Genomic DNA, 25,301 nt, shown 5'->3' on the forward strand with positions numbered 1-25,301 from the left:
GTCCGGCCGGGAAGCAGGCTGCCTCACGCGGATGCGATGAGCGACGCGGTGCCCGATTCCGTGTGGCCCGGATCGAGGGTGTATGGCGACGGCGCCGGTCACGGGCATTGCCGGTCTTCTTGGCGCGGATGGGAATGTCGCCGCGCCGCCGTCTGATTGCAATGTAGCGAAGCGGCGCTGCCGCCGCATCAGGGGAAGCACCCCGTGCCGGCAACCCCGTCGTGACGTATGCCGCGGCCTGCGCGCTCAGCGGACCATGCAGGGCCGCTTCGGGTCGAAGCGCCATCCCGGCAGGAGGTACTGCATGGCGATCGCATCGTCGCGCGCGCCGAGGCCATGGGCCTGATAGAGCGCATGGGCCTTCATCACTTCGTCCATGTCGAGTTCGACGCCCAGGCCCGGCTTCTTCGGCACGTCGACGAAGCCGCCTCGAATCTGCAGCGGGTCCTTGGTGAGACGCTGTCCATCCTGCCAGATCCAGTGGGTGTCGATCGCGGTGACGCGCCCAGGGGCCGCGGCGGCCACCTGCGTGAACATGGCGAGCGACACGTCGAAGTGATTGTTGGAGTGCGAGCCCCAGGTGAGACCCCAGTCGCGACAGGTCTGTGCCACGCGCACCGAGCCGGCCATGGTCCAGAAATGCGGGTCGGCCAACGGAATGTCCACCGACTGCAGCGACAGGGCGTGGGTCAGCTGGCGCCAGTCCGTCGCCACCATGTTGGTGGCGGTGGGCAGGCCGGTGGCACGGCGGAACTCAGCCATCACTTCGCGACCGGAGAATCCGTCCTCGGCGCCGCAGGGATCCTCCGCATAGGCCACGACACCGTGCATGTCCCGCATCAGGCGCACCGCATCCTTGAGGAGCCAGCCACCGTTCGGGTCCAGCGTGACTCGGGCCTCGGGAAAGCGCTCGTGCAGCGCCCGCACCGCCTCCACCTCCGCCTCGCCGGCGAGCACGCCGCCCTTGAGCTTGAAGTCGTTGAAGCCGTATCGCGCATGCGCCGCCTCGGCCAGACGGACGATGGCCTCGGGCGTCATCGCGGCCTCGTGCCGGATGCGCTTCCAGTCGTCCGCATCGGCCGGTTCGTCCGTCGGGGCTGCATAGGGAAGGTCAGTGCGCGTGCGGTCGCCGACGAAGAACAGGTAGCCGAGCATCTCGACGCGGTCACGCTGCTGGCCTTCGCCCAGCAGGGCAGCCACGGGCAGGTCCATGTGCTGGCCCAGCAGGTCGAGCAGCGCGGACTCGATGGCCGTCACGGCATGGATGGCAACGCGCAGGTCGAAGGTCTGCAGGCCGCGGCCGCCAGCATCGCGGTCGGCGAAGCGCTCGCGGCACGACTGAAGCAAACGCAGGTGATCGCCGATCGGCTGGCCGACGACAAGCGCCCGCGCATCCTCGATCGTCTGGCGGATCTTCTCGCCACCGGGCACCTCCCCGACGCCCTGGTGGCCGTCGCTGTCGGTCAGCACCACGATGTTGCGGGTGAAGAAGGGCGCATGCGCGCCGCTCAGATTGAGCAGCATGCCGTCGCGTCCGGCGACGGGAATGACTTTGAGGTCGACGACCTTGGGGGTGGACATGGAGACTCCGGCGGGGCGAATGGGACGGGACGGGACGGTGCGGGGCGGCTTCAGTCGGCGGTGATGCGGCCGACCTCGATGACCTTCTTCCAGCGGGCGAACTCCGCCGCCTGGAACTGGCCGAACTGTTCAGGGGTGTTGGCCACGATCTCGAACCCCACGTCGGTGAGCTTCTTGCGCACGGCGGGGTCCTGCAGCGCGGCGACCAGCGACGCGTGCAGGCGCTTGTTGACCTCTGCCGGCAGGCCCTTGGGCGCGGCAATGCCCTGCCATGAATAGACGTCGGCGTTGGCCACGCCCGACTCGGTCAGCGTGGGAACCTGTGGCAGCAGTGCCGCCCGCTTCTCTCCCGTCACGGCAAGGGCGCGCAGCTTGCCGGCCTGGATGTGGGAGATGACGGCATTGATGTTCTGGAAGGAGGCTTCGACCTGGCCGCCGAGCAGGTCGGTGATGGCGGGCGCGCCACCCTTGTACGGCACGTGCAACCCGCTCGTACCGGTCTGCTGCCAGAACAGTTCGGCGGTGAGGTGATCGGACGAGCCGTTGCCGGACGAGGCGAAGCTCACCTTGCCCGGCTGCTTCTTCTGTGCGGCCAGCACGTCGGCCACCGACTTCAGCGGCGAAGCGGCCGGCACGACGAGCACGTTGGGGGCCTGCACGGCCACCATCAACAGGTCGAAGTCGCGCGCCGCGTCATACGGCACGCTCTTGATGAGGTGCGGCGCGATGACGAACGGGCCGAGCGACGAGACCAGGACGGTGTAGCCGTCGGCTGGCGCGCGCTTGACCTGGCCGGCGCCGATGGTGCCGGTGGCGCCGGGCTTGTTGTCGACGACGACCGTCTGGCCGAGTTGTTCCTGCATCTTCGCGGCGAGGGTGCGCGCCAGGCTGTCGGTCGAGCCGCCGGGTGGGAAGGGCACGAGCAGCGTCACCGGCTTGTCGGGCCAGGCCCATGCCGAGCCGCTGAGGGCGGCCCAGGCCGCGAGGGTGCAGAGGATTTTCTTCATGGACCGGTCCTGCGTGGCAACGATGAAGGTCATATTGTTATCGTTAACAGAAGCGTCCGTCAAGGCAGGGATTCCCCGGGGGAGACGGCGTGCCGAGCGAAGCCGGCAGGGCCCCGATCCCACGCTCCGTCAGGCGCTGCCCTACCATGGCGGCTGGTTCATCACGCTGCCTTGCCGACATGACGACGTCCCGCCGCGCGCCCCTTCCGTTCGCACGTTCCGCCCGCCTGCTGTCCTGCCTGCTCGCGCTGGCCACGACACTGCCCGCAGTGGCCCGGCCGGAGGCCACGCCGCGTGCCGTGGCCGCGCGGGGCCCCCTCACGCCGGACGAGCAGACCAACATCTCGGTGTTCAAGAGTGCCTCCCCCTCGGTGGTCAACATCACGGCGCTCGGTCTCGAGCGCGACTTCTTCTCCACCACCGTGCACCAGGTCCCGCAGGGCACGGGCACCGGCTTCGTGTGGGACGAGCTGGGCCACATCGTCACGAACTTCCACGTCATCCAGGGGGCGAATGGCGCCCGTGTCACCTTGTCGGACCAGAGCAGTCACCGCGCCCAGCTGGTCGGCGCGTTTCCGGACCGCGACCTGGCCGTGCTCAAGATCGACGCGCCGCGCAGCAAGCTCATTCCGATCGCGCTCGGCACGAGCAAGGGGCTTGCGGTCGGGCAGCGGGTGTTCGCCATCGGCAACCCGTTCGGCCTGGATCAGACGCTCACGGTGGGCGTGGTCAGCGCACTGAACCGGGAGATCGAGGCCGTCACGCGCCGCAGCATTCGCGGCGCGATCCAGACCGATGCGGCGATCAACCCGGGCAATTCGGGTGGCCCGCTGCTCGATTCGGCTGGCCGCATGATCGGCGTGAACACCTCGATCTACAGCCCGTCGGGCGCCAGCGCCGGCATCGGCTTCGCGATCCCCGTGGACGAAGTGAACCGGATCGTGCCCCGACTCATCCGCGACGGCCGGATGGTGCGGCCCTCCATCGGCGTGTCGACCGGCCCCGAAGGAATGGGCCGCACGCTCGGACTGCCCAAGGGCGTTCCCCTGGTGCGCGTCGTCCCCAACGGCCCGGCCGGGCGCGCCGGCCTCGCGCCCTTCATGCGCGGCACCGAAGGCAGCATCGTGCAGGGCGACGTGATCCAGGCAGTGGACGACGAACCGACCGAGGACCTCGACGACATGCTCAACGCGCTCGAGCGCTTCCAACCCGGTGATCGCGTCACGCTCACCGTGTGGCGTGCGGGAAAAGTGCGCAAGGTCGTCGTCACATTGGCCGAGCTGCGCGAGTGAGGCGGCTACAGTTCCCGCTTTGCCCGCCCCAACCTCCGGAAGGAACATCCCTTGTCCATCAACCTGTCGCTCACGCCGCTCATCTCGCTGGTCGCCGGCATCCTCGTGCTGATCATGCCCAAGCTGCTCAACTTCATCGTCGCGATCTACCTGATTGCCGTGGGCATCATCGGGCTCTTCGGCCTGGGCTCGATCCGCATCCACTGACAGCGGTGCACCGCCTCAACGGGTGCTCGCGGGCCACCGCCAGGCCAGCATGACGTGCAACGCGGCGCCCAGCACCAGCGAGGCGGCTGCAGCGTCGATCGCCAGGCTGAAGCCCTGCGCCGGCACGCTGCTGCGTCCGACCAGCCAGGCGGCCAGCGGCGGGCCGGCGATCTGCCCGACCCCGTACACCGCCGTCGCCAGACCCATCAGGCCTGCCGGCGCGGCCGGTGACAGGCGCCGCGCCTCCTGCATGCCGAAGAAGCTGATCGCCGTGAAGGGCAGCCCGACCAGGAGGCTGCCGATGGCGAAGCTCGCCACGCCCGGCCACCAGACGCCGACCACGACGCCGACCGCCTGCACGGCGTAGCACACGGCCAGCGCGTGCCGCCGATCGACGTGCACAGGGGTGCGCGTCGCGAGCACTGCGCCGGCCATCACGCCGGCTCCGAGCAGCGGCCAGAAGAAGTCCAGCCAGGCCGAGCCCGGCAGCGCGCCGCGGGCGATCACCGGCAGGAAGGTGGCCGTGATGATGTAGCCGAAGCCGGAGAGGCCGTAGGCCAGGATGAACAAGGTCGTCTCCAGGCCCATCCGGCCTGCAGGCGCCGTGGCGGAGGGGGCGGCGGAGACGACCCCGGGGCGCACGACCGGCCAGACCAACGCGCTCAGCCCCGCGGCGAGCACGGCGAACACGGCCCATCCCGTGGCGGCCCCACCGCCCGCCCACCCGATGCCGCCCACCAGCAGCCCGCTCACCACGATGCCGGCGCCGGGACCCACGTAGATCATTCCGCCGAGCGCCGGACGGCCCAGCTGGGCGAGACGAGCCAGGCACCATCCCGAGGTGTGCACGAACACGAGCGCGCTGGCCACCCCGGCGAGGAAGCGCAAGGTCGGCCAGGCGGCCGGCACCGGCAGCGCCATGCCCAAGGTGAGCACCACGGTGGCCAGCAGGCCGGCGCGGACGAACCCCGCGCTGTCCGCTGGAGGCCGGCCGCTGCGTGCCGTGAAGCGCGAATGCGCCGTGCAGGCGAGTGCGCCGACCAGGTAGCCGATGTAGTTGGCCGTGGCGAGCCAGCTGCCCGAAGCCAGGTCCACCAGCCCATCGGTCAGCATCACTGGCAGGAGCGGCGTGAAGGCGAAGCGTCCGATGCCCATGGCGACGGCCAGGGCGAACAGGCCCGCCATCGCGGCGGTCGCGGTGGCAGCGGGTCGAGCGTCGGGCATGGTCGGATCTCTCGGCAGGCGAAGGCGAAAAGGGTCGACGATACCCGAGGGCGCCGACCTCAACGAACCGAGGTCATCGGGCGCGACGGAAGGTCAGGTTGATGCGACGCTCGCCCAGCAGCGGATGCAACCCGGCGGCCAAGGGTGCAACGCCGTGAAAGGCAAGGCGCGAGGCACCGCCCCACACCACCACGTCTCCGTGGGCGAGCCGGTAGCGGCTGACCGGCCCGCTCCGCGCCTGCCCGCCGAAGAGGAACACCGCGGGCAGGCCGAGCGACACCGAGACGATCGGCGCGGCGAAGTCGAGCTCGTCGCGGTCCTGGTGCAGGGACAGCCGGGTGCCGGCCCGGTACTCGTTCACCAGGCAGGCGTCGGGCACGAAGCCGGGATAGCCGGCGTGGTCCGCGGCGCGCGTCGCGAGCGCGACCATCGCGCCCGGCATGGCCGGCCACGGCTCGCCAGACACCGGGTCCGTGCCCTGGTAGCGGTAGCCCCGGCGATCCGACACCCAGCCCAACGGGCCGCAGTTGGTCATCGCCACCGCCATGGCGCGGCCGCCGGGCGTCACCATGTGGCGAAGCGGTGCCCGTCGCATCACGTCTTCCGCAGCGGACACGAGCGCCGTCGCCTCCGCCAGCGCGAAGCCCCGCAACAGCACCGCCCCGTCGGCCAGACGCTCTTCGGAGACAGGCGCCGGCAGGTCGTCGAAGAGGTCGGCCGTCATGTCGCGTCGTGGAAGATCACGCCCAACGTGTGCCGGCGCCCCGAGCGCACCCGGCTCACCCCATGGCGCAGCTGGACGCGGTAGGTGCCGCGCGTGCCCTGCACCGGTCGCTGGTTCACCGCCATCACCACGGCATCTCCCTGGCCCAGCGGCACCACCATCGGCCGTGACTGCATGCGCGGGCGCTGCTCCGTCATGACGAACTCGCCACCCGTGAAGTCGCGCCCGGGCGCGGAGAGCAACACCGCCACCTGAAGCGGAAATACATGGTCGCCGTACAGGTCCTGGTGCAGGCAGTTGTAGTCGCCCTCGCCGTACTGCAGCAGAAGCGGCGTCGGACGCACCTGCCCGGCCGCATGGCAACGGGCCAGGAATTCGGCGTGATCGGCCGGGAACCCGGCGGCCAGGCCCATCGCCGCATGCCACCGGTTGGCGATGGGCTGGAGCCGGGCATAGAGGGCCGGCCGGAGGGCCGCCAACAGCGGCGGCAGCGGGTAGGCGAAGTACTGGTACTCGCCCCGACCGAAGCCGTGCCGCGCCATCACCACCTTGCTGCGAAAACGCTCGCCCTCGCCATACCATCCGGCGACCGCCTCGCATTCCCTCGGCGTGAGCAGCCCCTGCAGCACCGCCTGGCCCTCCTCGTCCAGCGCGGACTCGACGGCCGGCCAGTCGAACGCATCGAGGCGACTCATGTGCCGCTGCCCTCCCGTTCGAGCAGCGCCTGCTTGCGGGCCACGCCCCAGCGGTAGCCGCTCAGGCTGCCGTCGGTTCGCACGACGCGATGACACGGCACGACGACCGCCAGCGTGTTGGCGCCGCAGGCCGCGGCCACCGCACGCACGGCGGCGGGCTCGCCGATCTCGCGGGCCAGTTCGCTGTAGGTCCGCGTCGCGCCCGCAGGGATCCTGCGCAGTGCCTGCCAGACGCGCTGCTGGAAGGCCGTGCCGCGGATGTCGAGCGGCAGTTCGGCCGCCCCCGCGACGGTCGGGCTTTCCACCACGGCCACCACGCGTGCGACGAGTTGGTCGAAGGTCGCATCCCCGCCCACCAGCTCGGCCTTGGGGAACCGGTCCTGCAAGTCACGCAGCAGGGGCGCGGGATCGTCGCCCAGCGCGATGGCGCACAGGCCGCGATCGGTGGCGGCCACCAGCAATGCGCCGAGCGAACAGGCGGCGATGGCGAAGCGGATGAGGGTGTCGGCGCCACCCGAGCGGTACACCCGCGGCGCCATCCCGAGTACACCCGCGGCGTCCTCATAGAAGCGGGCCTGCGAAGGGTAGCCGGCCTCGTGCAACGCCTCGGTGACGGTCCCGGCGCGGCCCAGGCCGTCCCGCACACGCGCGGCCCGTTGCGCGCGGGCATAGGCGCGCGGCGTCAGGCCCGTCACGGCCTTGAACACCCGATGAAAGTGATGCGGGCTCAGACCCGCGGCCGCCGCCAGCACCGCCAGCTCGGGCGGCGATTCGGCGGATTCGATGGTTCGGCAGGCGAGCGTCACGCGCTCGGCGTGTCGCTCGGCGCGGGAAGGCCCCTCCGGCCGGCAGCGCCGGCACGGGCGAAAGCCGGCGCGCTCGGCATCGGCCGCGGTCGGGTGGAACGTCACGTTCTCGCGCCGCGCCAGGCGAGCGCCGCAGGACGGCCGGCAGTACACGCCCGTCGTGGCCACGGCGTAGAAGAAGCGGCCGTCAAGGCTTGCATCGCGGCCCTGCACGGCCGCCCAGCGCGCGTCGTCGCTGTCGCTGTCGCTGGGCAAAGGGAGGTCTCGTTTCATGATGTGCTCCACATCAGTTTGGCGGAAGCGACATCGTGCGGCGCCTGGCGTTGCGGATCACCCCGCGGCTTGCGCTTGAATTCGCGAAGGCGCGCCTGCTCAGCGCTCCGCGAGGGCGAGCCGAGCCGCCAGGCCCAGGAACACCGTGCCGGCCGCCCAGTTCAGCCCGCGCTGCACCCCGGGCGAGCGCTGGAGCAGGCGCCCGAAACCGGCGGAGAACCACGCGATCGCGCCGAACACGAGCAGGGTGGCCGCGATGAAGGCAGCGCCCAGCCACAACACCTGCACACCGGCGGCGCCACGCGCCGGATCGACGAACTGGGGCAGGAAGGCGAGGAAGAAGATCGTGACCTTCGGGTTGCTGAGGTTCATCACCACGCCTCGTCGGTACATGGGCCAGAAGCCGGCCGGTGCGGCCTGCCCGGAGACGGGGCCCACCGGTGCACGGAATGCCTGCCATGCGAGCCAGGCGAGGTACACCGCCCCCACGAGCTTGAGCACTGAAAAGGCGACTTCAGACGTGGCGAGCAAGGCGGCCAAGCCGAGGGCCACGGCGGCGGTGTGGACGAGCAGGCCGGAGCACAGGCCCAGCACCACGCTCAGGCCGGCGCGGCGCCCGTTCAAGGCCGACTGGAACAGCACGAACACGTTGTCCGGGCCCGGGCTGAGGCACAGCAGCACGGAGACGCCGAAGAAGGCGGCGAAGGTGTCGATGGACGGCATGGGCGGGACGGGCGTCAGCGGGCGAAGCCGTCATCATCGCACCGCTGCACGCCCGCGGCAGCCCTCACTCGCTCCAGGAATGCCCGAAGCGTTCCGGCAGGCCGATGGCAGCACTCGGTCCCCACGACCCGGCGCCATAGGGGCGCGGCTTCTGGCCGGTCTGCTGCCAGCCGGCGACGATGCTGTCGATCCATTTCCACGCGGCCTCGACCTCGTCACGCCGCACAAACAGCGACGGGTTCCCCGCCAGCACGTCGATCAACATGCGCTCGTAGGCGATGCGTCGTCGCGTCTGCGTGAACTTGTCGCCGAGCGACAGGTTGAGCCCCACCTGGCCGAGCTGCATGTCGTTGCGGCCCGGCAGCTTGTGCATCAGGCTGAGCGTGATCATCTCCTCCGGCTGCAGCTTGATCAGCAGCACGTTGGGCTGCAAGCCCGCACCGATGCCGGCGAAGATGTTGTACGGCGCCGACTTGAAGTGAATGACGATCTCGCTCGAGCGGCGCTGCATGCGCTTGCCGGTGCGCAGGTAGAACGGCACGCCGGCCCAGCGCCAGTTGTCGATCTCGGCCCGCAAGGCGACGAAGGTCTCGGTGTCGCTCGAACGGTTGGCACCCGCCTCGTCGCGGTAGCCCGGGACGGATTGCCCGCCTGCAAAGCCCTCGGTGTACTGGCCAGTGACGGTGTGGGTCGCGACGTTGGCGGCGGTGATGGGACGCAGCGACCACAGCACCTTCACCTTCTCGTTGCGCACGGCCGAGGGCGTGAAGCTGGCCGGGGGCTCCATGGCCACGAGGCACAGCAGCTGCAGCAGGTGGTTCTGCACCATGTCCCGCAGCGCACCCACGCCGTCGTAGTAGCCCCAGCGGCCTTCCACGCCGACGGTCTCGGCCACGGTGATCTGCACCTGCTCGATGGCCGTCGCGTTCCACAGCGGCTCGAAGATGGCGTTGGCGAAGCGCAGTGCCAGCAGGTTCTGCACCGCCTCCTTGCCCAGGTAGTGGTCGATGCGGAACACCTGGTGCTCGGCAAAGGCGGAGGCGATGGCGTCGTTCACCGCATTGGCGCTTGCCTCGTCGGTGCCGATCGGCTTCTCGACCACGACGCGGCTGTCCGCGTGCACGCCCCAGGCACCGAGCGTGCGGCAGATCGGGCCGAACATGTGCGGCGAGGTGGACAGGTAGAAGATCGTTCCGCCGTCCACGCCGGTCAGGGCCTCGCGCAGCGGCGCCATACCGGCATCGCTCGAGGCGTCGATCGAGACATACGAGACGCGGCGGATGAACGTCTCGAAGCGGGCTTCATCGAACATGGCGGCATTGGCCGACCCCAGCACCGAATTGCGGACCAGCTCGGCGAAGGCTGCCGGCTCGTACTTCGAGTGGGCCGCCCCGATGAGCTTGAACGTCTCCGGCAGCAGGCCGTCGTGGTGCAGCGCATACAGCGAAGGCCACAGCATGCGGCGAGCCAGGTCGCCGGTGGCACCGAAGAGCACGAGGCTCCGACAGGGGGTGGACAGGTGATCGAACATGTTCAGGGCAACCGGTTTCAGCGCAGCGCGGCGGCAGCGCGGGCAAGGGCCTGGATGGCGGCCCAGTCGCCGTTGGCGATGGTCTGGGCCGGGGTCAACCAGGAGCCGCCGACACAGACCACGTTCTTCAACTTGAGCAGCGCCGGCGCGGACTCCAGTGTGACACCGCCCGTGGGACAGAAGCGCACCTGGGGAAATGGTCCGGACATCGCCCGGAGCATGTCCAGCCCGCCAGCCTGAGCGGCGGGGAAGAGCTTCATGACGTCAAAGCCCGCGTCGAGCGCGTTGATGACGTCGGAAGGCGTCATCACGCCCGGGACGAACGGCAGGCCGCTGCGCGCAGCGGCCGACAACAGGGCTGCGGACGCGCCGGGGCTGACCCCGAAGCGCGCACCGGCGGCCTGCGCCGCGTCGAGATCGCGGGCGCTGATGATGGTGCCGACCCCGACCACGGCCTCGGGCACTTCGGCGGCGATCGCGCGCACGCAGTCGAGGGCCACCGGCGTACGCAGGGTCACCTCGAGCAGGCGGATGCCGCCCTCCACCAGCGCGCGCGCCAGCGGCACGGCATCGGCCACGCGCTCCAGCGCGATGACGGGCATCACCGGCGACAAGGACAGGACTTCAGCGGGCTTCATGGACGGCTCCTTCGGGTTGAGGCGGGATGGCGGACCAGCCGAAGGAGCATGCGCCCTCCTCGGCCGTTCCGGCTGCGGCACGCGCGGCGGTGAACAGTTCGCGGCCCATGCCGCGCTGGCCGAGGTCGGGCACTGCCGCCAGGGGCCGGGCGGCCCACTCGCCGGCGGGCACGTGGACATGCAGGGTGCCGTGGTCGGCGTCGAGCAGCACGATGTCGCCGTCGCGCACCTTGCCGATCGGGCCGTTGCCCAGGGCCTCGGGGGTGATGTGGATGGCGGCCGGCACCTTGCCGGACGCGCCCGACATGCGACCGTCGGTCACCAGCGCGACGGCGCGCCCCTTGTCCTGGAGATTGGCGAGCGCCGGGGTCAGCTGGTGCAGCTCGGGCATGCCATTGGCCTTCGGGCCCTGGAACCGCAGCACGGCCACGAAGTCGCGGTCGAGATCGCCTGCCTTGTAGCGCTGCATGAACTCAGCCTGGCTTGCGAACACGACGGCCGGCGCCTCGACGCGGCGATGCTCGGGCTTGACCGCCGACACCTTGATCACCGCCCGGCCCAGGTTGCCGCTCAGCATGCGCAGGCCGCTGTCCGGGCTGAAGGGATCGGCGGCCGGCCGCAGCACGGCGGCATCCAGGCTGCGGGCCGGCGCCCGGCGCCAGGTGATCGCCTCGTTGTCGCGCAGCACGGGCTCCTCGGCGTAGCGTGCCAGGCCCGGACCGGCCACCGTGCTCACGTCCTCATGGAGCAGACCTTCCGTCAGCATGTCGCCGATGAGCGTGCCCATGCCGCCCGCCGCGTGAAAGTGATTGATGTCCGCCGAGCCGTTGGGATAGATGCGCGTCAGCAGCGGCACCGCCTGTGACAGCGTGTCGAAGTCGTCCCAGTCGATGACGATGCCGGCCGCGCGCGCCATGGCGACGAGGTGGATGGTGTGGTTGGTGGAGCCCCCGGTTGCGAGCAGGGCCACGATGGCATTGACGATGCAGCGCTCGTCGACCACGTCGGCCAGCGGCGTGTAGGCAGGGCCTTGCGCGGTGAGCGACGCCACCCGCACCGCGGCCGCCTCGGTGAGTGCGGCACGCAGCGGCGTGTCGGGCGGCACGAAGGCGGATCCCGGGAGGTGCAGGCCCATCACTTCCATCAGCAACTGGTTGCTGTTGGCGGTGCCATAGAACGTGCACGTGCCGGCGCCGTGGTACGCCTGGCTCTCGGCTTCGAGCAACGCGCTGCGGTCGACCAGCCCCTTGGCGTGCAGTTGCCGCACCTTCGCCTTCTCGTCATTGGCCAGACCCGTGCGCATGGGACCGGCGGGCACGAAGATCACCGGCAGGTGGCCGAAGTGCAGCGCACCGATCAGCAGGCCCGGCACGATCTTGTCGCAGACGCCAAGGCACAGGGCCGCATCGAACACGCCGTGCGACAAGGCGACGGCCGTCGACATCGCGATCACATCGCGCGAGAACAGCGACAGCTCCATGCCGGGCTGGCCCTGCGTCACGCCATCGCACATGGCCGGCACGCCGCCGGCCACCTGGCCGACGGCGCCAGCCGCGTGCAGCGCGCGCTTGATGAGCGCGGGATAGTCCGCATAAGGCTGGTGGGCCGACAGCATGTCGTTGTACGACGTGACGACGGCCACGTTCGGCCGGTGGGCCTCACGCAACACCAGCTTTTCATGCGAGGGGTGAGCAGCCATGGCGTGCGCGAGGTTCGTGCACGAGATGGTGCCTCGGGCCACGCCAGCCTGTCGGCTGGCGGCCACGGTATCGAGGTAGTGGGCGCGGGTGGTGGCACTGCGGGCGCGCACCCGGTCGGTGACACGCGCCACCACGGGATGAAGGGACATGGGATTTGTCGGTTTGCTGTCGATCTGACGCGAGACTTCGGCGATACTTGTAGCAATGCTACATGCTCTTTTGTGGATTTGCCAGCCCGGCATGTCGCATACAGATCCGATGAAATCGACTCGGCGCCGCCGATGATGCCGTCGCCACCGCCCATTCTGTAGAGAAACTACCGGACCTTGCCCATGCTCACTCCCGCACCGAACGAGCCGGAACTCCTCGTCTTCGAGAACCCCCTCCAGGCCGCCCAGGCCCTGGCCCACGATCTGGTCCGCCAGCTGGCGACGGCGCTCGACCGCCGAGGCAGCGCGACGCTCGCGGTCTCCGGCGGCCGCAGCCCCGGCCTGCTCTTCGACGAGCTGTCGCGCTCGCGGCTGGACTGGCCGGGCGTCATGCTCACGCTGGTCGACGAACGCTGGGTGGATCCGGCCTCCGGCGACAGCAATGAGCGCTTCCTGCGCGAGCGACTGCTGACCCGGCACGCTGCCGGCGCCAACTTCGTGCCGCTCAAGACGCGTGCGGACCACCCTGCCGAAGCGGTCGCCGACCGCAACCGGGCGCTGCAGCCGATGCTGGCCGGCGCCGACGCCGTCGTGCTCGGCATGGGCGAGGACGGCCACATCGCCTCGCTCTTCCCGCGCGCCCCGGGGCTGGCAGCAGCGCTCGATCCCTCGGCGCCTGCGTCGCTGGTCGCGATCGAGCCACCCACCGCGCCCCACGCTCGCCTCGGCATGAACCTGGCGGCGCTCCTCGGTGCAGGGCACCTCACGCTGCTGGCCAGCGGACCGGCGAAGGCGGCCTTGCTGTCGCGCGAAGCGCGCGATGCACGACGCGATGCGCCGCTGCCGATCGATCATCTGCTCCAGCACCGCCGCCAACCCCTTAGGATGTACTGGAGCCCCTGAACCCGAGAACCCCTTGCCGCGCCCGCCGGGCGCGACTCCCGAGCACCGCACCGATGTCCCGCCCCGCCCGCACCCGAACCGCCGCTGCATCGCCGCCGGCCTCCGCCACCCTGCTGCAGCGGATCGAGTCCGCGCGCGGGCAGCTGCGCCCGTCCGAGCAGCGCGCCGCCGACTACGTGCTCGCGCACCCGAACGACGTCATCGACCTGTCGTTCTCCGAGTTGGCGGCGCGAGCCGGCGTCAGCCAGCCCACGATTGCCCGCTTCTGCACCGCGCTCGGCTTCTCGGGCCTGCGTGAGTTCAAGCTGCGACTGGCCAAGAGCCTGGCGACCGGCCTGCCCTACATCCACCATGACGTGAATGCCCAGGACTCCACGGCCGAGGTGGGCGCCAAGGTGTTCGACCGTGCCATCGCGGCGCTGGTGACGGTGCGCAACCACCTCGACCCGGCCTCCTTGAACCGCGCGGTGCAGGCGCTGGCCGAGGCGCGCCGAATCGAGTTCTACGGGGTCGGCAACTCCGGCATCGTCGCGCTCGATGCACAGCACAAGTTCTTCCGCCTGGGCGTGCCCACGGCCGCCCACTCCGACACCCATGTGCAGGCCATGTCGGCCTCGATGCTGCGGGCGGGCGACGTGCTCGTGGCCATCTCGGGAAGCGGGCGCACGCGCGACATCATCCGCAGCATCGAGATCGCCCGGGAGGCCGGCGCGACCGCCATCGGGATCACCGTGCCCGGGTCGCCCGTGGCTCAGGCGTGCGAGTTCTCGCTCAACGTGGACGTTCCCGAGGATCCCGACGTGTACGCCCCCATGACCTCCCGCCTCGCCCACCTCGCGGTGCTCGATGTCCTGGCGGTATCGGTGGCCCTTGCACGCGGACCGGCCCTTGTCGGCCAGCTCCGGCGCTCCAAGGAAGTGCTGCAGGAAAAGCGCACCCCGGAGTCCTGACACCGAAGGCCGCACCTCGTGCACAGGCGCGGCCCCGGAACTCACAGCGACTTCAGGATTTCGCCGCGCTTCTGCTGGTACTCGTCCTCGGTGATGAGGCCGGTGTCGCGCAGGCGCTTGAGGGTCCGCAGGCGCGATTCCGCATCGACGGCCGGGGTCGGCGCCATGGGCTGGGCCGCCGGAGCTGCGGTCACCGCCGGCATCGCGGTGGAGGCCGGCGCCGGTGTGGCCACCGCCACGAGCGGCAGCACCGCCCAGTCGCTGCGTTGCAGCGTGCCGCCTTGCGCCTGCAGGCGAGCCTTGCCCGCCGATTGACGGGAACCGAAGGTGAATTCAGGACGGATGTGCGTGCCGCGCCAGCGGCCGTAGTAGTCCACGCGCGCATCCTGCACGAGCACGTTCAAGCGCTCACCGGCCACGAACAACCGGGCCGTCAGCCCGACCGGCGGGGTGAGGAAGGCGCCGTCGCGACGCGAACTCGAGAGCAGCAGCAGGTCCTGCTCCGGACCGGCGGCGGCCAGCGCATTGGCCAAAGGCTCGGCGATGTCCTGCGCTTCGGATTCCCCGAAGAGCGGCTCGACGTTGCCCTTCTCCGTCACCACGCGCAGGCCGGCGAGTTGCTGCCGCAGAACGTCGGGCGCCACGCGCGCCGGGTGCTGGTTGGGCGTGCTGCCCGTCTCACGCGGCACCAACTGGATGGCACTCAGCTCGTTGATGCGGAACACCAGCTTCTCGCCCTTGGCCTCTTTGGGCGGCATGCCGCCGAAGAGGAACTCGAGCGGCTTCTGCGCCGCGGCGGGAAAGGACAGCGCCATGGCCAGGGCCAGGGCGGCCGTGCCGCGGGTGTACCGGAACGGGGTCTTCAACATGTGCCGCTTCTCCTGCAGAAAAAGGTGAGGGTCAAGGAATGGAATGCGCCGGGCCACGCCGACTCAGAGCACGTCGAGCGCCCGGGCGGCGCCGACCAGCGCGGGCGAGACCTCGGCCGTCACCACGAACACCGGAATGGCGGCGAGGTAGGCCTGGAAACGCCCCTTCTGCTCGAAGCGCGAACGGAACGCGGAAGCGTCGATGCGACTGCCCAGCCGCGGGACGATGCCCCCGCCAATGTACACACCACCTCGGGCTCCGAGCGACAGTGCCAGGTTGCCTGCGACCGTGCCAAGCAAGGAGAAGAACATCCCCTCGGCCTCCACCGCTCGGGAGTCGCTGCCGCTTGCGGCCGCAGCCGTCACCGCGGCGGCGGTCATCGGCGCCGCAGCAATGCCGTCGAGCGTGCACAGGGCCTCGTAGAGGTTGACCAGACCAGGGCCGGACAAGGCTCGCTCGGCCGACGCATGGCCGAAGCGCTCGCGCAGCACGGCGATCACCGCGTCTTCGCGTGCGTTGGTCCCACCGAGCGTGACATGCCCGCCTTCGCCGTTGAGCGGGACACTGAGCTTGCCGTCCGCCGAGTGGACGAGGCCGGAAACACCGAGCCCCGTGCCGGGGCCGAGCAGCGCCACAGCCGCATGGGGAACCGGCGCACCGCCGCCGACCTGCCGCAGCTCCTCGGCCGACAGCGCGGGCAAGGACAGGGCAAGCGCGGTGAAGTCGTTGATGAGCAGGAAGCGGTCGAGACCAAGCCGGTCACGCACATCCGAAATGGAGAAGGACCAGTTGTGGTTGGTCATCTGCACCCGGTCGCCGGTGATGGGGTTCGCGATGCCGACCGCCGACCAGCGGGGCGCCGGCTTGGTGTGCGCGCGGAGGTACTCGCCGACGGCGTCGAGCACCGTGGGGTAGGCCGCGCACGGGTAGGTCGCGACGTCCGTCAGCGGTGCGCCGGCAGCAGCCTGCCAGGCAAACCGTGCGTTGGTGCCACCGATGTCGCCGAGCAGGCGCGGATAAGTGGATTCCTGGTTCAAGTGAAGCATCCCTGAGAAAAGGTGTCGTGCGGCGCCCGCTTCGGGGACTGCACTTGTATTCAGACTACATCCGCGCATCGTATGCGATGGCTTTGGCGTAGTCCACAGACAGGCACCTGCTGCAAACGCCATCAGGGTTTTGCGCGGCTGAAACCTAGGGTATTCCCGCTGTTTCACGATTCAGTTCGCCGCCTAAAGTCGCCCCCAATCCAAATGAGCTCCGTTCGTCTGTAGTCAAGCTACGCCGCTCCGCTCCTCCAGAACACCGCCGAGATGCCGACCTCCGCCCCGCACCACCGCCTGCCCGCCTCGCGCTGCTTCAGCGCTGCCGGCCGCCGTGCTGCCGCTGTCGTCGTGCCGGCCTACCGCTTCCCCCAACCGCCGACACACAAGGGCCCGCTGAGGCCTGGGTCGGTTCCGAGCAGCAACTAGACGAGGAGTCCCTCCGTGATGATCAAGAAATTCAAGATGTTGGCCGTGGCGGCTGCCGCGGCCGGCGCATTCGCAGCGCCGAGCGCGTCTGCCCAGAGCGTGGAATTCCACGGCTACATGCGCACGCAAGTGGGCTCCACCAGCGAGGGCGGCGGCCTGCAGTGCTTCCAGGGTGCCTCCCCCATCCAGGCGAAGTACCGCCTGGGCAACGAGTGCGACTCGTACGGCGAAGCCATGGTCGTGGCCCCCTTCGGCAAGGCCGATGGCGCCTGGGCCAAGTACAACCTGATGCTCGCCCTGCAGGAAAAGAACGCCAACGACTTCGAAGGCACGGACGGCGACAACTTCAACATCGCCAGCCGCCAGAACTTCTTCCAGGCCGGTGGCTTCTTCGGCGAGAGCCAGATGTTCTCGGACGCCAAGATCTGGGTGGGCAAGCGCTACTACAACCGCCACGACATCCACATCAACGACTACTACTACTGGAGCAACAGCGGCCCGGGCGCCGGCATCGAGGACATCGCCTTCGGCAGCTCGGTCAAGTTCGCCCTCGCCTACCACTCGCGCAACACGGGCAGCGGCACCGGCAACGGCCACGCCCGCAACGACGTCACGTCCAAGCGCGTCAGCGCCCGCCTCTACGACATTCCGGTGAACCCGAACGGCAAGCTGGAAGGCGAGCTGCTGTACCACTTCGGCAGCACGGCGGCCGAGAACGGCAGCGAAGGCAAGGGCTCGCAGCTGTTCCTCGAGCACACCCAGAGCAACATCCTGGGCAGCGGCTTCAACAAGTTCGCCCTCATCATCGGCACGGGCCTGGGTGCCGACTGGAGCTACGTTCCCACCTATGTGGGCGGCACCGAAGCGGCCGAGAACGACAATTCCTGGCGCATCCACGACCAGTTCTACTTCGACCTGGCCGGCACCAACATCACCGGCCTGGCCACCGTGTCGTACGGCAAGGTGAACAAGGAAGACGGCACGGACCAGACCTGGGCCAGCGCCGGCATCCGCCCGCAGTACAACTTCAACGACAACTTCAGCATCGCCGCGGAAGCCGGTTACGACCAGGGCAAGACGAGCGGCGGCGCGACCGCCAAGCTCGCCAAGTTCACGATCGCACCGCAGCTGGCGCTGTCCAAGGGCTTCTGGTCGCGTCCGGTGTTCCGTGGCTTCGTGACCTACGCCAAGTGGAACGAGGCCAACGGCACCGTGGCCAATGGCGTGTTCGGCACCAAGACGAATGGCATGTCCTACGGCGTGCAGGTCGAGTCGTGGTGGTGATTTCCCGGGGCTGATCGACCGCCGGCGAGGTGCATGGTGCTCACGAGGCGCCATCAGCCGGCCGGGCCCCGAACTTTCCAGCCCAGGGCAGGCGGGCGGCTTCGGCCGCCGCGCCTGCCTTCAAGGCCATGGGCGTCGCGTCACGCGCCCATGGCCTTGAACCAGTTCCGTTGAACCGTCAGACCCGAGTCCCTGCCGTGAATACCCTTTCCACTTCCCCCTCCTCCGCAACCGCCGCCGCCAACTGGTGGCGCGGTGCCGTGATCTATCAGGTCTATCCGCGCAGCTTCGCGGACCAGAACGGCGACGGCATCGGCGACCTGCCGGGCATCATCGACCGCCTGCCCTATATCGCCAGCCTCGGCGTGGACGCCATCTGGGTGTCTCCCTTCTTCCGCTCGCCGATGAAGGACTTCGGCTACGACATCGCGGACTACCGCGACGTCGACCCGATGTTCGGGACCCTCGCCGACTTCGACCGCCTGATCGGCCGCACCCACGAACTCGGCATGAAGCTCATGGTCGACCAGGTGCTCTCGCACACCTCGGACCAGCACGCCTGGTTCAAGGAGAGCCGCAGCAGCCGCGACAACCCGAAGGCCGACTGGTATGTCTGGGCCGACCCCAAGGCCGACGGCACGCCACCCAACAACTGGTTGAGCGTGTTCGGCGGTTCGGCCTGGCAGTGGGACGCCCGCCGCCGCCAGTACTACCTGCACAACTTCCTCACCAGCCAGCCGGACCTGAATTTCCACAACCCGGAAGTCCAGGCGCAGATCCTGTCGGACATCCGCTTCTGGCTCGACCGCGGCGTGGACGGCTTCCGCTTCGATGCCTGCATCTTCCACTTCCACGACCTGCAGCTGCGCGACAACCCCCCGGCCGAGGTGCGCGACACGCGCAGTGTGGGCGAGAGCAACCCGTACGGCATGCAGCGCCATCTGTACGACAAGACGCAGCCCGAGAACCTGCCCTTCCTCGAGCGCATCCGCACCCTGCTCAACGAATATGGCGCCGCGAGCGTCGGCGAGATCGGCGACGACGACTCGCTCAAGACCATGGCCGCGTACACCCGTGACGGCAACAAGCTGCACATGGCCTACAGCTTCAACCTTCTGACCACCGACAACTCGGCGCGCCACATCCGCTCGGAAGTCGAGGCGCTCGAGGCCCAGATGCACGATGGCTGGGCCAGCTGGTCCTTCGGCAACCATGACGTGCCGCGCGTGCTGACCCGCTGGGGCGGGCCGGGCGCCAGCACCGACTACATCAAGGTGGCTGCCGCCATGCTGGTGTCCCTGCGCGGCAGCGTCTGCTGGTGGCAGGGCGACGAACTCGGCCTGACCGAGGTCGACATTCCCTACGAGAAGATCCAGGACCCCTACGGCATCACCTTCTGGCCCGACTTCAAGGGACGCGACGGCTGCCGCACGCCGATGCCCTGGCGTCAGGCGGAACCGAACGGCGGCTTCAGCCATGGCAAGCCGGTGGAGCCCTGGCTGCCGGTGCCGCCGGAGCACCTGGCGCGCGCGGTGGACGTGAACGAGGCCGACGCGCGCTCGCCGCTGAACTTCGTTCGCCGGCTCCTGGCCTGGCGCAAGACGCAGCCCGCGCTGGTGACGGGCGACATCCGATTCCTCGACGCGCCAGAACCCGTGCTGGCGCTCGTGCGCACGCCGGAGTATGGTGGCCCGGGCAAGACCTTGCTGTGCCTGTTCAACCTGGGCCGTGATCCGGTGGAGTTCACCCTCACCGTGCCCTCGACACAGGCAACGACGCCGCTCGATGTCGCGCTCCAGGGGCAGCGCGACGGCAACCGCTTCACCCTGCCCGCCCACGGCCTCTACTTCGGCGAGATCACGGCCTGAGCCGCCGCGAAAGACACCCATGGCACACCTGAAACTCAAGGGACTGCGCAAGTCGTACGCCGAGGTCGAGACGCTGCATGGCATCGATCTCGACATCCAGGACGGCGAGTTCGTCGTCTTCGTCGGCCCGTCGGGCTGTGGCAAGTCCACGCTGCTGCGCTGCATCGCCGGCCTGGAGGAGATCACCGCCGGCGAGCTGTGGATCGGCGACCAGCTGGTCAACGAGGTGCCCCCGGCCAAGCGGGGCATCGCCATGGTGTTCCAGAGCTATGCGCTCTACCCGCACATGAGCGTTGCCGAGAACATGGCCTTCGGCCTGCGCCTGGCCGGCTTCACCAAGGACGCGATGAAGGCGGCCGTGGCGCGCGCCGCGCAGATCCTGCAGATCGAGCACCTGCTCGACCGCAAGCCCAAGGCCCTGTCCGGCGGCCAGCGCCAGCGGGTGGCCATCGGCCGCGCCATCGTGCGCAAGCCCGGCGTGTTCCTGTTCGACGAGCCGTTGTCGAACCTCGACGCGGCCCTGCGCGTGCAGATGCGCGTCGAGCTGTCGCGGCTGCACCGCGAGCTGCAGACGACCATGGTGTACGTGACGCACGACCAGGTCGAGGCCATGACGCTCGCCAACCGCATCGTCGTGCTGAGCGCCGGCCGCATCGAGCAGGTCGGCACGCCCATGGAGCTCTACCACCGCCCGGTCAACCGCTTCGTGGCCGGCTTCATCGGCTCGCCGAAGATGAACTTCATCGAGGGCACCCTCAGCGGCCCGAGCCAGGTGCGCCTGGCCGATGGCAGCAACGTCACGGTGACCGCCGACAGCGGCCGCCTCGCCGTCGGCGCCAAGGTCACGGTGGGCATCCGGCCCGAGCACATCGTGGCCAGCGCGACGCGCACCGAGGGCGCGGTGCAGGCCCATGTGCAACTGGCCGAGCACCTGGGCGACTCGACCTACCTGCATGTGACCGTCGGCAATGCCCCGGAGCCGCTGACGATCCGCACCGATCCCGAGAACCCGCTCAACACCGGCGACACCGCGTGGCTTGTCCTGCCGCCGGCGCGCTGCTTCCTGTTCGACGAACAGGGCATCACCCTGCCCTGACCGTTTGTCCCTTGCCCCGAGCAATCACCGAAGGAGAACCGAAGATGAAGATCCAACGCCAGAAGATTCACCTGCTGGCCGCCGCTGCGGCCCTGACCCTGAGTGGTGGCCTGGCCTTGCCCGCCCACGCGGCCGAACCCGGCAAGCTGCTGATCTGGATCAACGGCGACAAGGGCTACAACGGCTTGGCCAAGGTGGGCGAAGAGTTCACCAAGAAGACCGGCGTGCAGGTGGTCGTCGAGCACCCCGAGGATGCCCCGGGCAAGTTCCAGCAGGCCGCGGCCGCCGGCAAGGGCCCTGACATCTGGATCTGGCCGCATGACCGCATCGGCGAGTGGATCGCCGGCGGCCTGCTGCAGACCGTGAGCCCGGGCAAGAAGGTCCAGGCCGACGTCGACCCGCTGGCCTGGAAGGCCTTCACCTCGGGCGGCAAGACCTGGGGCTATCCGATCTCCATCGAGGCCGTGGCCCTGGTCTACAACAAGGCCCTGGTGCCCAACCCGCCCAAGACCTTCGAGGAAATCGCCGCCCTCGACAAGAAGCTCTCCGCCCAGGGCAAGAAGGCCATCCTCTGGGACTACAACAACACCTACTTCACCTGGCCGCTGCTCGCGGCCAACGGTGGCTATGCGTTCAAGGCCCGTCCGGACGGCACCTATGACGCCTCGGACACCGGCGTCAACAACGCCGGCGCCCTGAAGGGCGCCGAGCTGATCGCCAAGATGGTGAAGGATGGCGTCATGACCAAGGGCGCCGGCTACGCCGAGATGGAAGCCGGCATGGCGCAGGGCAAGGTCGCGATGATGATCAACGGCCCGTGGTCGTGGGACAACCTGAAGAAGGCCAAGATCGACTACGGCGTGGCCAAGATTCCGACGGTGGCCGGCAAGAAGGCCGCCCCGTTCGTCGGCGTGCTGGGCGCGATGATCTCCAAGGCCTCGCCAAACCGTGACATCGCGGTGGAGTTCATCGAGAACCACATGCTGAGCGTCAACGGCCTGAAGCAGATCAACGACGACGTGCCGCTCGGCACGCCGGCCAGCAAGGCCCTGTATGCGGAGCTCAAGAGCAATCCGAACATCCAGGCCACGATGGCCAGCGCCCAGGACGGCGCCCCGATGCCCAACAACCCGGAGATGGGTCGCTTCTGGTCGTCCATGCAGTCGGCACTGCAGAACATGACCGAAGGCCGCCAGTCGCCGAAGGAAGCGCTCGACGGCGCTGCCAAGCGCATCGCTGCCAAGTAATCCCGCCGTGACCTGCCCGCCGGCGCCACGAGCGCCGGCGGGTTTTCGACCCTGAACGTTTCCGCCATGAGCCTGAAGATGACCCTGTCGCGCTGGACTGCGCCCGCGCTGCTGACCGCCGCCCTGATCGCCGCGCTGTACATCGTGGTGATGGTGCACGCCGCCGGCGAGACGCTGCTGGCCGGCACCATCCTCGTCATCACCGCGCTGGCGGGCTGGGTCTACACCTCTTCGCGCGCGTACGCCTACCGCTACCTGTTTCCGGGAATCGGCGCGGCGCTGATCTTCGTCGTGTTCCCGATGATCTACACGATGGGCATCGGCTTCACGAACCACAGCTCGAAGAACCTGCTCACCTTCGCCCGCGCCACCCAGTACCTCGTCGATGAAACCTACGAGGCCGAGGGCAGCGCCGTGGGCTTCACCCTCCATGCCGACGGCGCCGAGTTCCGCGCCCGGTTCGAGGAAGGCGAGGACAAGGTATTCGTCTCCGGGCCGCTGGCCCTCAAGAACACCACGCCCCTGGAGCTGCCGGCCGAGCCCGCCGCCCAGGTGCCCATCGACCTGGGCGATCCGGTCCAGCTGCGCGAGGTGATCAGCCGCCAGGCCGCCCTCAAGGCGATCACGTTCGTGCTGCCCGACGGCCGCAAGATCCGCATGACGGGCCTGCGCCAGTTCGGGCCCGTGCAGCCGCTCTACGAGCCGCAGGGCGACGGCACCTTGCGCAACCAGCAGACCGGCGACGTGCTCACCGCGAACTTCGAGACCGGGTTCTACGAGAACCAGCGCGGCGAACGCGTGCAGCCCGGCTTCCAGGTGAACATCGGCTTCGACAACTACCGCCGCATCTTCACGGACAGCGCCTTCAGCGAGCCCTTCATCCGCATCTTCCTGTGGACGGTGACCTTCTCGGCCCTCACGGTGCTGTTCGCCGCGGCGCTCGGCATGCTGCTCGCGGTGCTCTTCAACTGGGACGCGCTCAAGTTCAAGGGCGTCTACCGGATCATGCTGTTCCTGCCCTACGCGGTGCCGGGCTTCATCTCGATCCTGGTCTTCCGGGGCCTCTTCAACAACAACTTCGGTGAGATCAACCTGATCCTCGAAGCCCTGTTCGGCATTCGCCCCGCCTGGTTCTCGGACCCGATGCTCGCCAAGATCATGCTGCTCATCGTCAACGTGTGGCTCGGCTACCCGTACATGATGGTGGTGTGCATGGGCCTCATCAAGGCCATCCCGTCGGACCTCTACGAGGCCTCGGCCGTGGCAGGCGCCGGCCCGCTGACCAACTTCTTCCGCATCACCCTGCCGCTGATCATGAAGCCGCTCACGCCGCTGCTCATCTCGGCCTTTGCGTTCAACTTCAACAACTTCGTGCTGATCGCCCTGCTGACGGGCGGCCGCCCCGACTTCCTCGACACCAGCGTGCCGGCCGGCACCACCGACCTGCTGGTGTCCTACACCTACCGCATCGCGTTCGAGGACTCGGGCCAGCAGTTCGGCCTCGCCGCGGCGATCTCGACCGTCATCTTCGCCATGGTGGCCGTCATCTCGCTCGTGCAGATGCGCTTCACCAAGATCGCCCGCGAAGAGTCGCGCTGAAAGGAAGCTCCCATGGCCATCGTCGTCGACAAATCCCACCGCTGGCGCGTCGTGCTGGCGCACCTCTTCCTCATCAGCCTGGTGCTGGTGGTGATCTTCCCGTTCCTGATGATCCTGTCGATCTCGCTGCGCCCGGGCAACTTTGCCTCGGGCAGCATCATCCCCGACCAGATCAGCCTCGAGCACTGGAAGCTCGCGCTCGGCATCTCGTACACCGCCGAAGACGGCCGGCTGGTGCGACCCGACTTCCCGGTGCTCACCTGGCTGTGGAACTCGGTGAAGGTGGCCGGCCTCACCGCCTTCGTGACGCTCTTCCTGTCGACGACGGCGGCCTACGCCTTCGCCCGCATGAAGTTCCGCGGCAAGCAGGCCTCGCTCACCGGCCTGATGCTGATGCAGATGTTCCCCTCGGTCCTGGCGCTCGTGGCCATCTACGCCATCTTCGACCGCATCGGCAATGTGTTCCCCGCCTTCGGCATCGACAGCCACTGGTCCCTGCTGCTCGCCTACTCGGGCGGCATCGCCCTGCACGTGTGGACGATCAAGGGCTACTTCGACACCATCCCGGTGGAGATCGAAGAGGCGGCGACGGTCGACGGTGCGACGCCGTGGCAGGCCTTCCGCCTGGTGTTGCTGCCGATGGCCGTGCCCATCCTGATGGTGGTGTTCCTGCTGGCCTTCATCGGCGCGATCATCGAGTATCCGGTGGCGTCCATCCTGCTGCACGAGCAGGCCAAGCTGACGCTCGCCGTGGGCTCCAACCTCTTCCTGTACGAGCAGCGCTACCTGTGGGGCGACTTCGCGGCCGCCGCGATCCTGTCGGGCCTGCCCATCACCGTCGTGTTCATCCTGGCGCAGAAATGGATGATCTCCGGCCTCACCGCCGGCGGCATCAAGGGCTGACGCTCCGCCACCTGTCTGCTGTCCGCGTCGTTCACCGCTTCATTCCCGTGGAGGCCGCGGCCTCCGCACTTCACTTCCCGCCCAGGAGGTCCCCATGACTGACATCCGCCCGATCCTGAAGTCCCTCGCCGCGGCCGCGGCCATCGCCACCGGCGCCCTGTCGTTGCAAGCCCCTGCCGTCGCCGCGCCGCCGGCCGGCCAGGCCACCATCCACTACAACCGCTGCGACAACAACTACGAAGGCTGGGGCGCGCACCTGTGGAAGGACGGCGGCATCCCGCTGCCGGGCATCGAATGGCAGAAGCCCATGGTGCCGTCCGGCAAGAGCGAGTTCGGCGTGTTCTGGAACGTCAAGGTGGAGGACTTCACCAAGGGCCGCGTCAACTACATCATCCACAAGGGTGACTCCAAGGACCAGGGCGGCCGCGACATGTCGTTCGACGCCAACGCGACGCCGGAGATCTGGGTGAACAGCGGTGACCGCAAGATCTACAACTCGCTCGACGACGCCCGCAAGGCCCGCGCGGCCAAGCCCTGCAGCTGACCCCTGACGGAGCGCACA

General features: G+C 69.0%; 23 protein-coding genes. 11 read left to right on the forward strand and 12 right to left on the reverse strand.

Going from position 1 to position 25,301, the window contains the following annotated elements:
* Positions 1 to 246 precede the first annotated feature (246 nt).
* Both gudD and ACSQ2F_RS16730 read right to left on the reverse strand, forming a co-directional pair.
* Positions 247 to 1,581, reverse strand: coding sequence for a glucarate dehydratase (gene gudD / locus ACSQ2F_RS16725; RefSeq protein WP_436024829.1), 1,335 nt, complete (start codon positions 1,579 to 1,581; stop codon positions 247 to 249).
* A gap of 50 nt (positions 1,582 to 1,631) precedes the next feature.
* Entirely contained in the window at positions 1,632 to 2,588 is a 957-nt protein-coding gene (locus ACSQ2F_RS16730; RefSeq protein ID WP_436024831.1) for a Bug family tripartite tricarboxylate transporter substrate binding protein, read from the reverse strand.
* A gap of 179 nt (positions 2,589 to 2,767) precedes the next feature.
* Between ACSQ2F_RS16730 and ACSQ2F_RS16735 the strand changes: the two genes are divergently transcribed.
* Both ACSQ2F_RS16735 and ACSQ2F_RS16740 read left to right on the forward strand, forming a co-directional pair.
* Positions 2,768 to 3,880 (forward strand): S1C family serine protease, encoded by a 1,113-nt coding sequence (locus ACSQ2F_RS16735; RefSeq protein ID WP_436024833.1) that lies wholly within the window; start codon positions 2,768 to 2,770, stop codon positions 3,878 to 3,880.
* 51 nt (positions 3,881 to 3,931) lie between these two features.
* The gene (locus tag ACSQ2F_RS16740; RefSeq protein ID WP_436024835.1) at positions 3,932 to 4,087 is read left to right on the forward strand and encodes a DUF3096 domain-containing protein; all 156 of its coding nucleotides are present in this window, start codon (positions 3,932 to 3,934) and stop codon (positions 4,085 to 4,087) included.
* Between the two features lie 15 nt (positions 4,088 to 4,102).
* Here the strand turns inward: ACSQ2F_RS16740 and ACSQ2F_RS16745 are convergent, their stop codons facing one another.
* The 8 genes from ACSQ2F_RS16745 to edd all read right to left on the reverse strand — a co-directional run bounded on the left by ACSQ2F_RS16745 (position 4,103) and on the right by edd (position 12,643).
* Entirely contained in the window at positions 4,103 to 5,311 is a 1,209-nt protein-coding gene (locus tag ACSQ2F_RS16745) for a YbfB/YjiJ family MFS transporter (RefSeq protein WP_436024837.1), read from the reverse strand.
* A 73-nt stretch (positions 5,312 to 5,384) separates the two neighbouring features.
* Positions 5,385 to 6,035, reverse strand: coding sequence for a DNA oxidative demethylase AlkB (alkB, locus tag ACSQ2F_RS16750; protein ID WP_436024839.1), 651 nt, complete (start codon positions 6,033 to 6,035; stop codon positions 5,385 to 5,387).
* Positions 6,032 to 6,730, reverse strand: coding sequence for a 2OG-Fe(II) oxygenase (locus ACSQ2F_RS16755; RefSeq protein WP_436024841.1), 699 nt, complete (start codon positions 6,728 to 6,730; stop codon positions 6,032 to 6,034). Before ACSQ2F_RS16755 ends, alkB begins: the two co-directional genes overlap by 4 nt.
* Positions 6,727 to 7,809: a bifunctional DNA-binding transcriptional regulator/O6-methylguanine-DNA methyltransferase Ada gene (ada, locus tag ACSQ2F_RS16760; protein ID WP_436024843.1), complete on the reverse strand. Its 1,083-nt coding sequence runs from the start codon at positions 7,807 to 7,809 to the stop codon at positions 6,727 to 6,729. The genes ACSQ2F_RS16755 and ada overlap by 4 nt, the downstream gene beginning before the upstream one ends.
* A 99-nt stretch (positions 7,810 to 7,908) precedes the next feature.
* The gene (locus ACSQ2F_RS16765; RefSeq protein ID WP_436024845.1) at positions 7,909 to 8,532 is read right to left on the reverse strand and encodes a LysE family translocator; all 624 of its coding nucleotides are present in this window, start codon (positions 8,530 to 8,532) and stop codon (positions 7,909 to 7,911) included.
* A gap of 64 nt (positions 8,533 to 8,596) precedes the next feature.
* Positions 8,597 to 10,063, reverse strand: coding sequence for a glucose-6-phosphate dehydrogenase (zwf, locus tag ACSQ2F_RS16770; RefSeq protein ID WP_436024848.1), 1,467 nt, complete (start codon positions 10,061 to 10,063; stop codon positions 8,597 to 8,599).
* Between the two features lie 17 nt (positions 10,064 to 10,080).
* On the reverse strand, positions 10,081 to 10,701 hold the full coding sequence (gene eda, locus ACSQ2F_RS16775) for a bifunctional 4-hydroxy-2-oxoglutarate aldolase/2-dehydro-3-deoxy-phosphogluconate aldolase (RefSeq protein ID WP_436024850.1): 621 nt from the start codon (positions 10,699 to 10,701) through the stop codon (positions 10,081 to 10,083).
* The gene (edd, locus tag ACSQ2F_RS16780) at positions 10,688 to 12,643 is read right to left on the reverse strand and encodes a phosphogluconate dehydratase (RefSeq protein WP_436024852.1); all 1,956 of its coding nucleotides are present in this window, start codon (positions 12,641 to 12,643) and stop codon (positions 10,688 to 10,690) included. The genes eda and edd overlap by 14 nt, the downstream gene beginning before the upstream one ends.
* 90 nt (positions 12,644 to 12,733) lie before the next feature.
* Here edd and pgl point away from each other — a divergent pair, with 90 nt between their 5' ends.
* Together pgl and hexR are read left to right on the forward strand one after the other, a co-directional pair.
* Positions 12,734 to 13,453, forward strand: a complete 720-nt coding sequence (gene pgl / locus ACSQ2F_RS16785) for a 6-phosphogluconolactonase (protein WP_436024854.1) — start codon at positions 12,734 to 12,736, stop codon at positions 13,451 to 13,453.
* 53 nt (positions 13,454 to 13,506) lie between these two features.
* A complete protein-coding gene (hexR, locus tag ACSQ2F_RS16790; protein WP_436024856.1) occupies positions 13,507 to 14,403 on the forward strand; it encodes a transcriptional regulator HexR in 897 nt (298 codons plus the stop codon).
* A 41-nt stretch (positions 14,404 to 14,444) separates the two neighbouring features.
* Here the strand turns inward: hexR and ACSQ2F_RS16795 are convergent, their stop codons facing one another.
* Positions 14,445 to 15,272 carry an SHOCT domain-containing protein gene (locus ACSQ2F_RS16795; protein WP_436024858.1) on the reverse strand — a complete coding sequence of 276 codons (828 nt, stop codon included), beginning with the start codon at positions 15,270 to 15,272 and terminating at the stop codon, positions 14,445 to 14,447.
* A 63-nt stretch (positions 15,273 to 15,335) separates the two neighbouring features.
* Positions 15,336 to 16,319, reverse strand: coding sequence for a glucokinase (locus tag ACSQ2F_RS16800; RefSeq protein WP_436026851.1), 984 nt, complete (start codon positions 16,317 to 16,319; stop codon positions 15,336 to 15,338).
* A gap of 441 nt (positions 16,320 to 16,760) precedes the next feature.
* Here ACSQ2F_RS16800 and ACSQ2F_RS16805 point away from each other — a divergent pair, with 441 nt between their 5' ends.
* The 7 genes from ACSQ2F_RS16805 to ACSQ2F_RS16835 all read left to right on the forward strand — a co-directional run bounded on the left by ACSQ2F_RS16805 (position 16,761) and on the right by ACSQ2F_RS16835 (position 25,283).
* Positions 16,761 to 18,026 (forward strand): maltoporin, encoded by a 1,266-nt coding sequence (locus tag ACSQ2F_RS16805; protein WP_436026853.1) that lies wholly within the window; start codon positions 16,761 to 16,763, stop codon positions 18,024 to 18,026.
* Positions 18,027 to 18,223: 197 nt separating this feature from the next.
* Complete coding sequence (locus ACSQ2F_RS16810) at positions 18,224 to 19,894, forward strand: alpha-glucosidase (RefSeq protein ID WP_436024860.1); 1,671 nt, start codon at positions 18,224 to 18,226, stop codon at positions 19,892 to 19,894.
* 19 nt (positions 19,895 to 19,913) lie between these two features.
* Positions 19,914 to 20,990, forward strand: a complete 1,077-nt coding sequence (locus tag ACSQ2F_RS16815; RefSeq protein ID WP_436024862.1) for an ABC transporter ATP-binding protein — start codon at positions 19,914 to 19,916, stop codon at positions 20,988 to 20,990.
* A gap of 44 nt (positions 20,991 to 21,034) precedes the next feature.
* A complete protein-coding gene (malE, locus tag ACSQ2F_RS16820) occupies positions 21,035 to 22,237 on the forward strand; it encodes a maltose/maltodextrin ABC transporter substrate-binding protein MalE (RefSeq protein ID WP_436024864.1) in 1,203 nt (400 codons plus the stop codon).
* A 66-nt stretch (positions 22,238 to 22,303) separates the two neighbouring features.
* Positions 22,304 to 23,836 (forward strand): maltose ABC transporter permease MalF, encoded by a 1,533-nt coding sequence (gene malF / locus ACSQ2F_RS16825; RefSeq protein ID WP_436024866.1) that lies wholly within the window; start codon positions 22,304 to 22,306, stop codon positions 23,834 to 23,836.
* Between the two features lie 12 nt (positions 23,837 to 23,848).
* Entirely contained in the window at positions 23,849 to 24,739 is an 891-nt protein-coding gene (gene malG / locus ACSQ2F_RS16830; RefSeq protein WP_436024868.1) for a maltose ABC transporter permease MalG, read from the forward strand.
* Between the two features lie 94 nt (positions 24,740 to 24,833).
* A complete protein-coding gene (locus ACSQ2F_RS16835; protein WP_436024870.1) occupies positions 24,834 to 25,283 on the forward strand; it encodes a pullulanase-associated domain-containing protein in 450 nt (149 codons plus the stop codon).
* Positions 25,284 to 25,301 lie beyond the last annotated feature (18 nt).

Source organism: Rhizobacter sp. LjRoot28 (assembly GCF_964253025.1).
GTDB lineage: Bacteria > Pseudomonadota > Gammaproteobacteria > Burkholderiales > Burkholderiaceae_C > Rhizobacter.

Coding starts and splice junctions, on each gene's coding strand:
- gudD (WP_436024829.1), bottom strand. CDS start 1,581: ATGTCCACCCCCAAGGTCGTCGACCTCAAAGTCATTCCCGTCGCCGGA.
- ACSQ2F_RS16730 (WP_436024831.1), bottom strand. CDS start 2,588: ATGAAGAAAATCCTCTGCACCCTCGCGGCCTGGGCCGCCCTCAGCGGC.
- ACSQ2F_RS16735 (WP_436024833.1), top strand. CDS start 2,768: ATGACGACGTCCCGCCGCGCGCCCCTTCCGTTCGCACGTTCCGCCCGC.
- ACSQ2F_RS16745 (WP_436024837.1), bottom strand. CDS start 5,311: ATGCCCGACGCTCGACCCGCTGCCACCGCGACCGCCGCGATGGCGGGC.
- alkB (WP_436024839.1), bottom strand. CDS start 6,035: ATGACGGCCGACCTCTTCGACGACCTGCCGGCGCCTGTCTCCGAAGAG.
- ACSQ2F_RS16755 (WP_436024841.1), bottom strand. CDS start 6,730: ATGAGTCGCCTCGATGCGTTCGACTGGCCGGCCGTCGAGTCCGCGCTG.
- ada (WP_436024843.1), bottom strand. CDS start 7,809: ATGAAACGAGACCTCCCTTTGCCCAGCGACAGCGACAGCGACGACGCG.
- ACSQ2F_RS16765 (WP_436024845.1), bottom strand. CDS start 8,532: ATGCCGTCCATCGACACCTTCGCCGCCTTCTTCGGCGTCTCCGTGCTG.
- zwf (WP_436024848.1), bottom strand. CDS start 10,063: ATGTTCGATCACCTGTCCACCCCCTGTCGGAGCCTCGTGCTCTTCGGT.
- eda (WP_436024850.1), bottom strand. CDS start 10,701: ATGAAGCCCGCTGAAGTCCTGTCCTTGTCGCCGGTGATGCCCGTCATC.
- edd (WP_436024852.1), bottom strand. CDS start 12,643: ATGCCGGGCTGGCAAATCCACAAAAGAGCATGTAGCATTGCTACAAGT.
- pgl (WP_436024854.1), top strand. CDS start 12,734: ATGCTCACTCCCGCACCGAACGAGCCGGAACTCCTCGTCTTCGAGAAC.
- hexR (WP_436024856.1), top strand. CDS start 13,507: ATGTCCCGCCCCGCCCGCACCCGAACCGCCGCTGCATCGCCGCCGGCC.
- ACSQ2F_RS16795 (WP_436024858.1), bottom strand. CDS start 15,272: ATGTTGAAGACCCCGTTCCGGTACACCCGCGGCACGGCCGCCCTGGCC.
- ACSQ2F_RS16800 (WP_436026851.1), bottom strand. CDS start 16,319: ATGCTTCACTTGAACCAGGAATCCACTTATCCGCGCCTGCTCGGCGAC.
- ACSQ2F_RS16805 (WP_436026853.1), top strand. CDS start 16,761: ATGATCAAGAAATTCAAGATGTTGGCCGTGGCGGCTGCCGCGGCCGGC.
- ACSQ2F_RS16815 (WP_436024862.1), top strand. CDS start 19,914: ATGGCACACCTGAAACTCAAGGGACTGCGCAAGTCGTACGCCGAGGTC.
- malE (WP_436024864.1), top strand. CDS start 21,035: ATGAAGATCCAACGCCAGAAGATTCACCTGCTGGCCGCCGCTGCGGCC.
- malF (WP_436024866.1), top strand. CDS start 22,304: ATGAGCCTGAAGATGACCCTGTCGCGCTGGACTGCGCCCGCGCTGCTG.
- malG (WP_436024868.1), top strand. CDS start 23,849: ATGGCCATCGTCGTCGACAAATCCCACCGCTGGCGCGTCGTGCTGGCG.
- ACSQ2F_RS16835 (WP_436024870.1), top strand. CDS start 24,834: ATGACTGACATCCGCCCGATCCTGAAGTCCCTCGCCGCGGCCGCGGCC.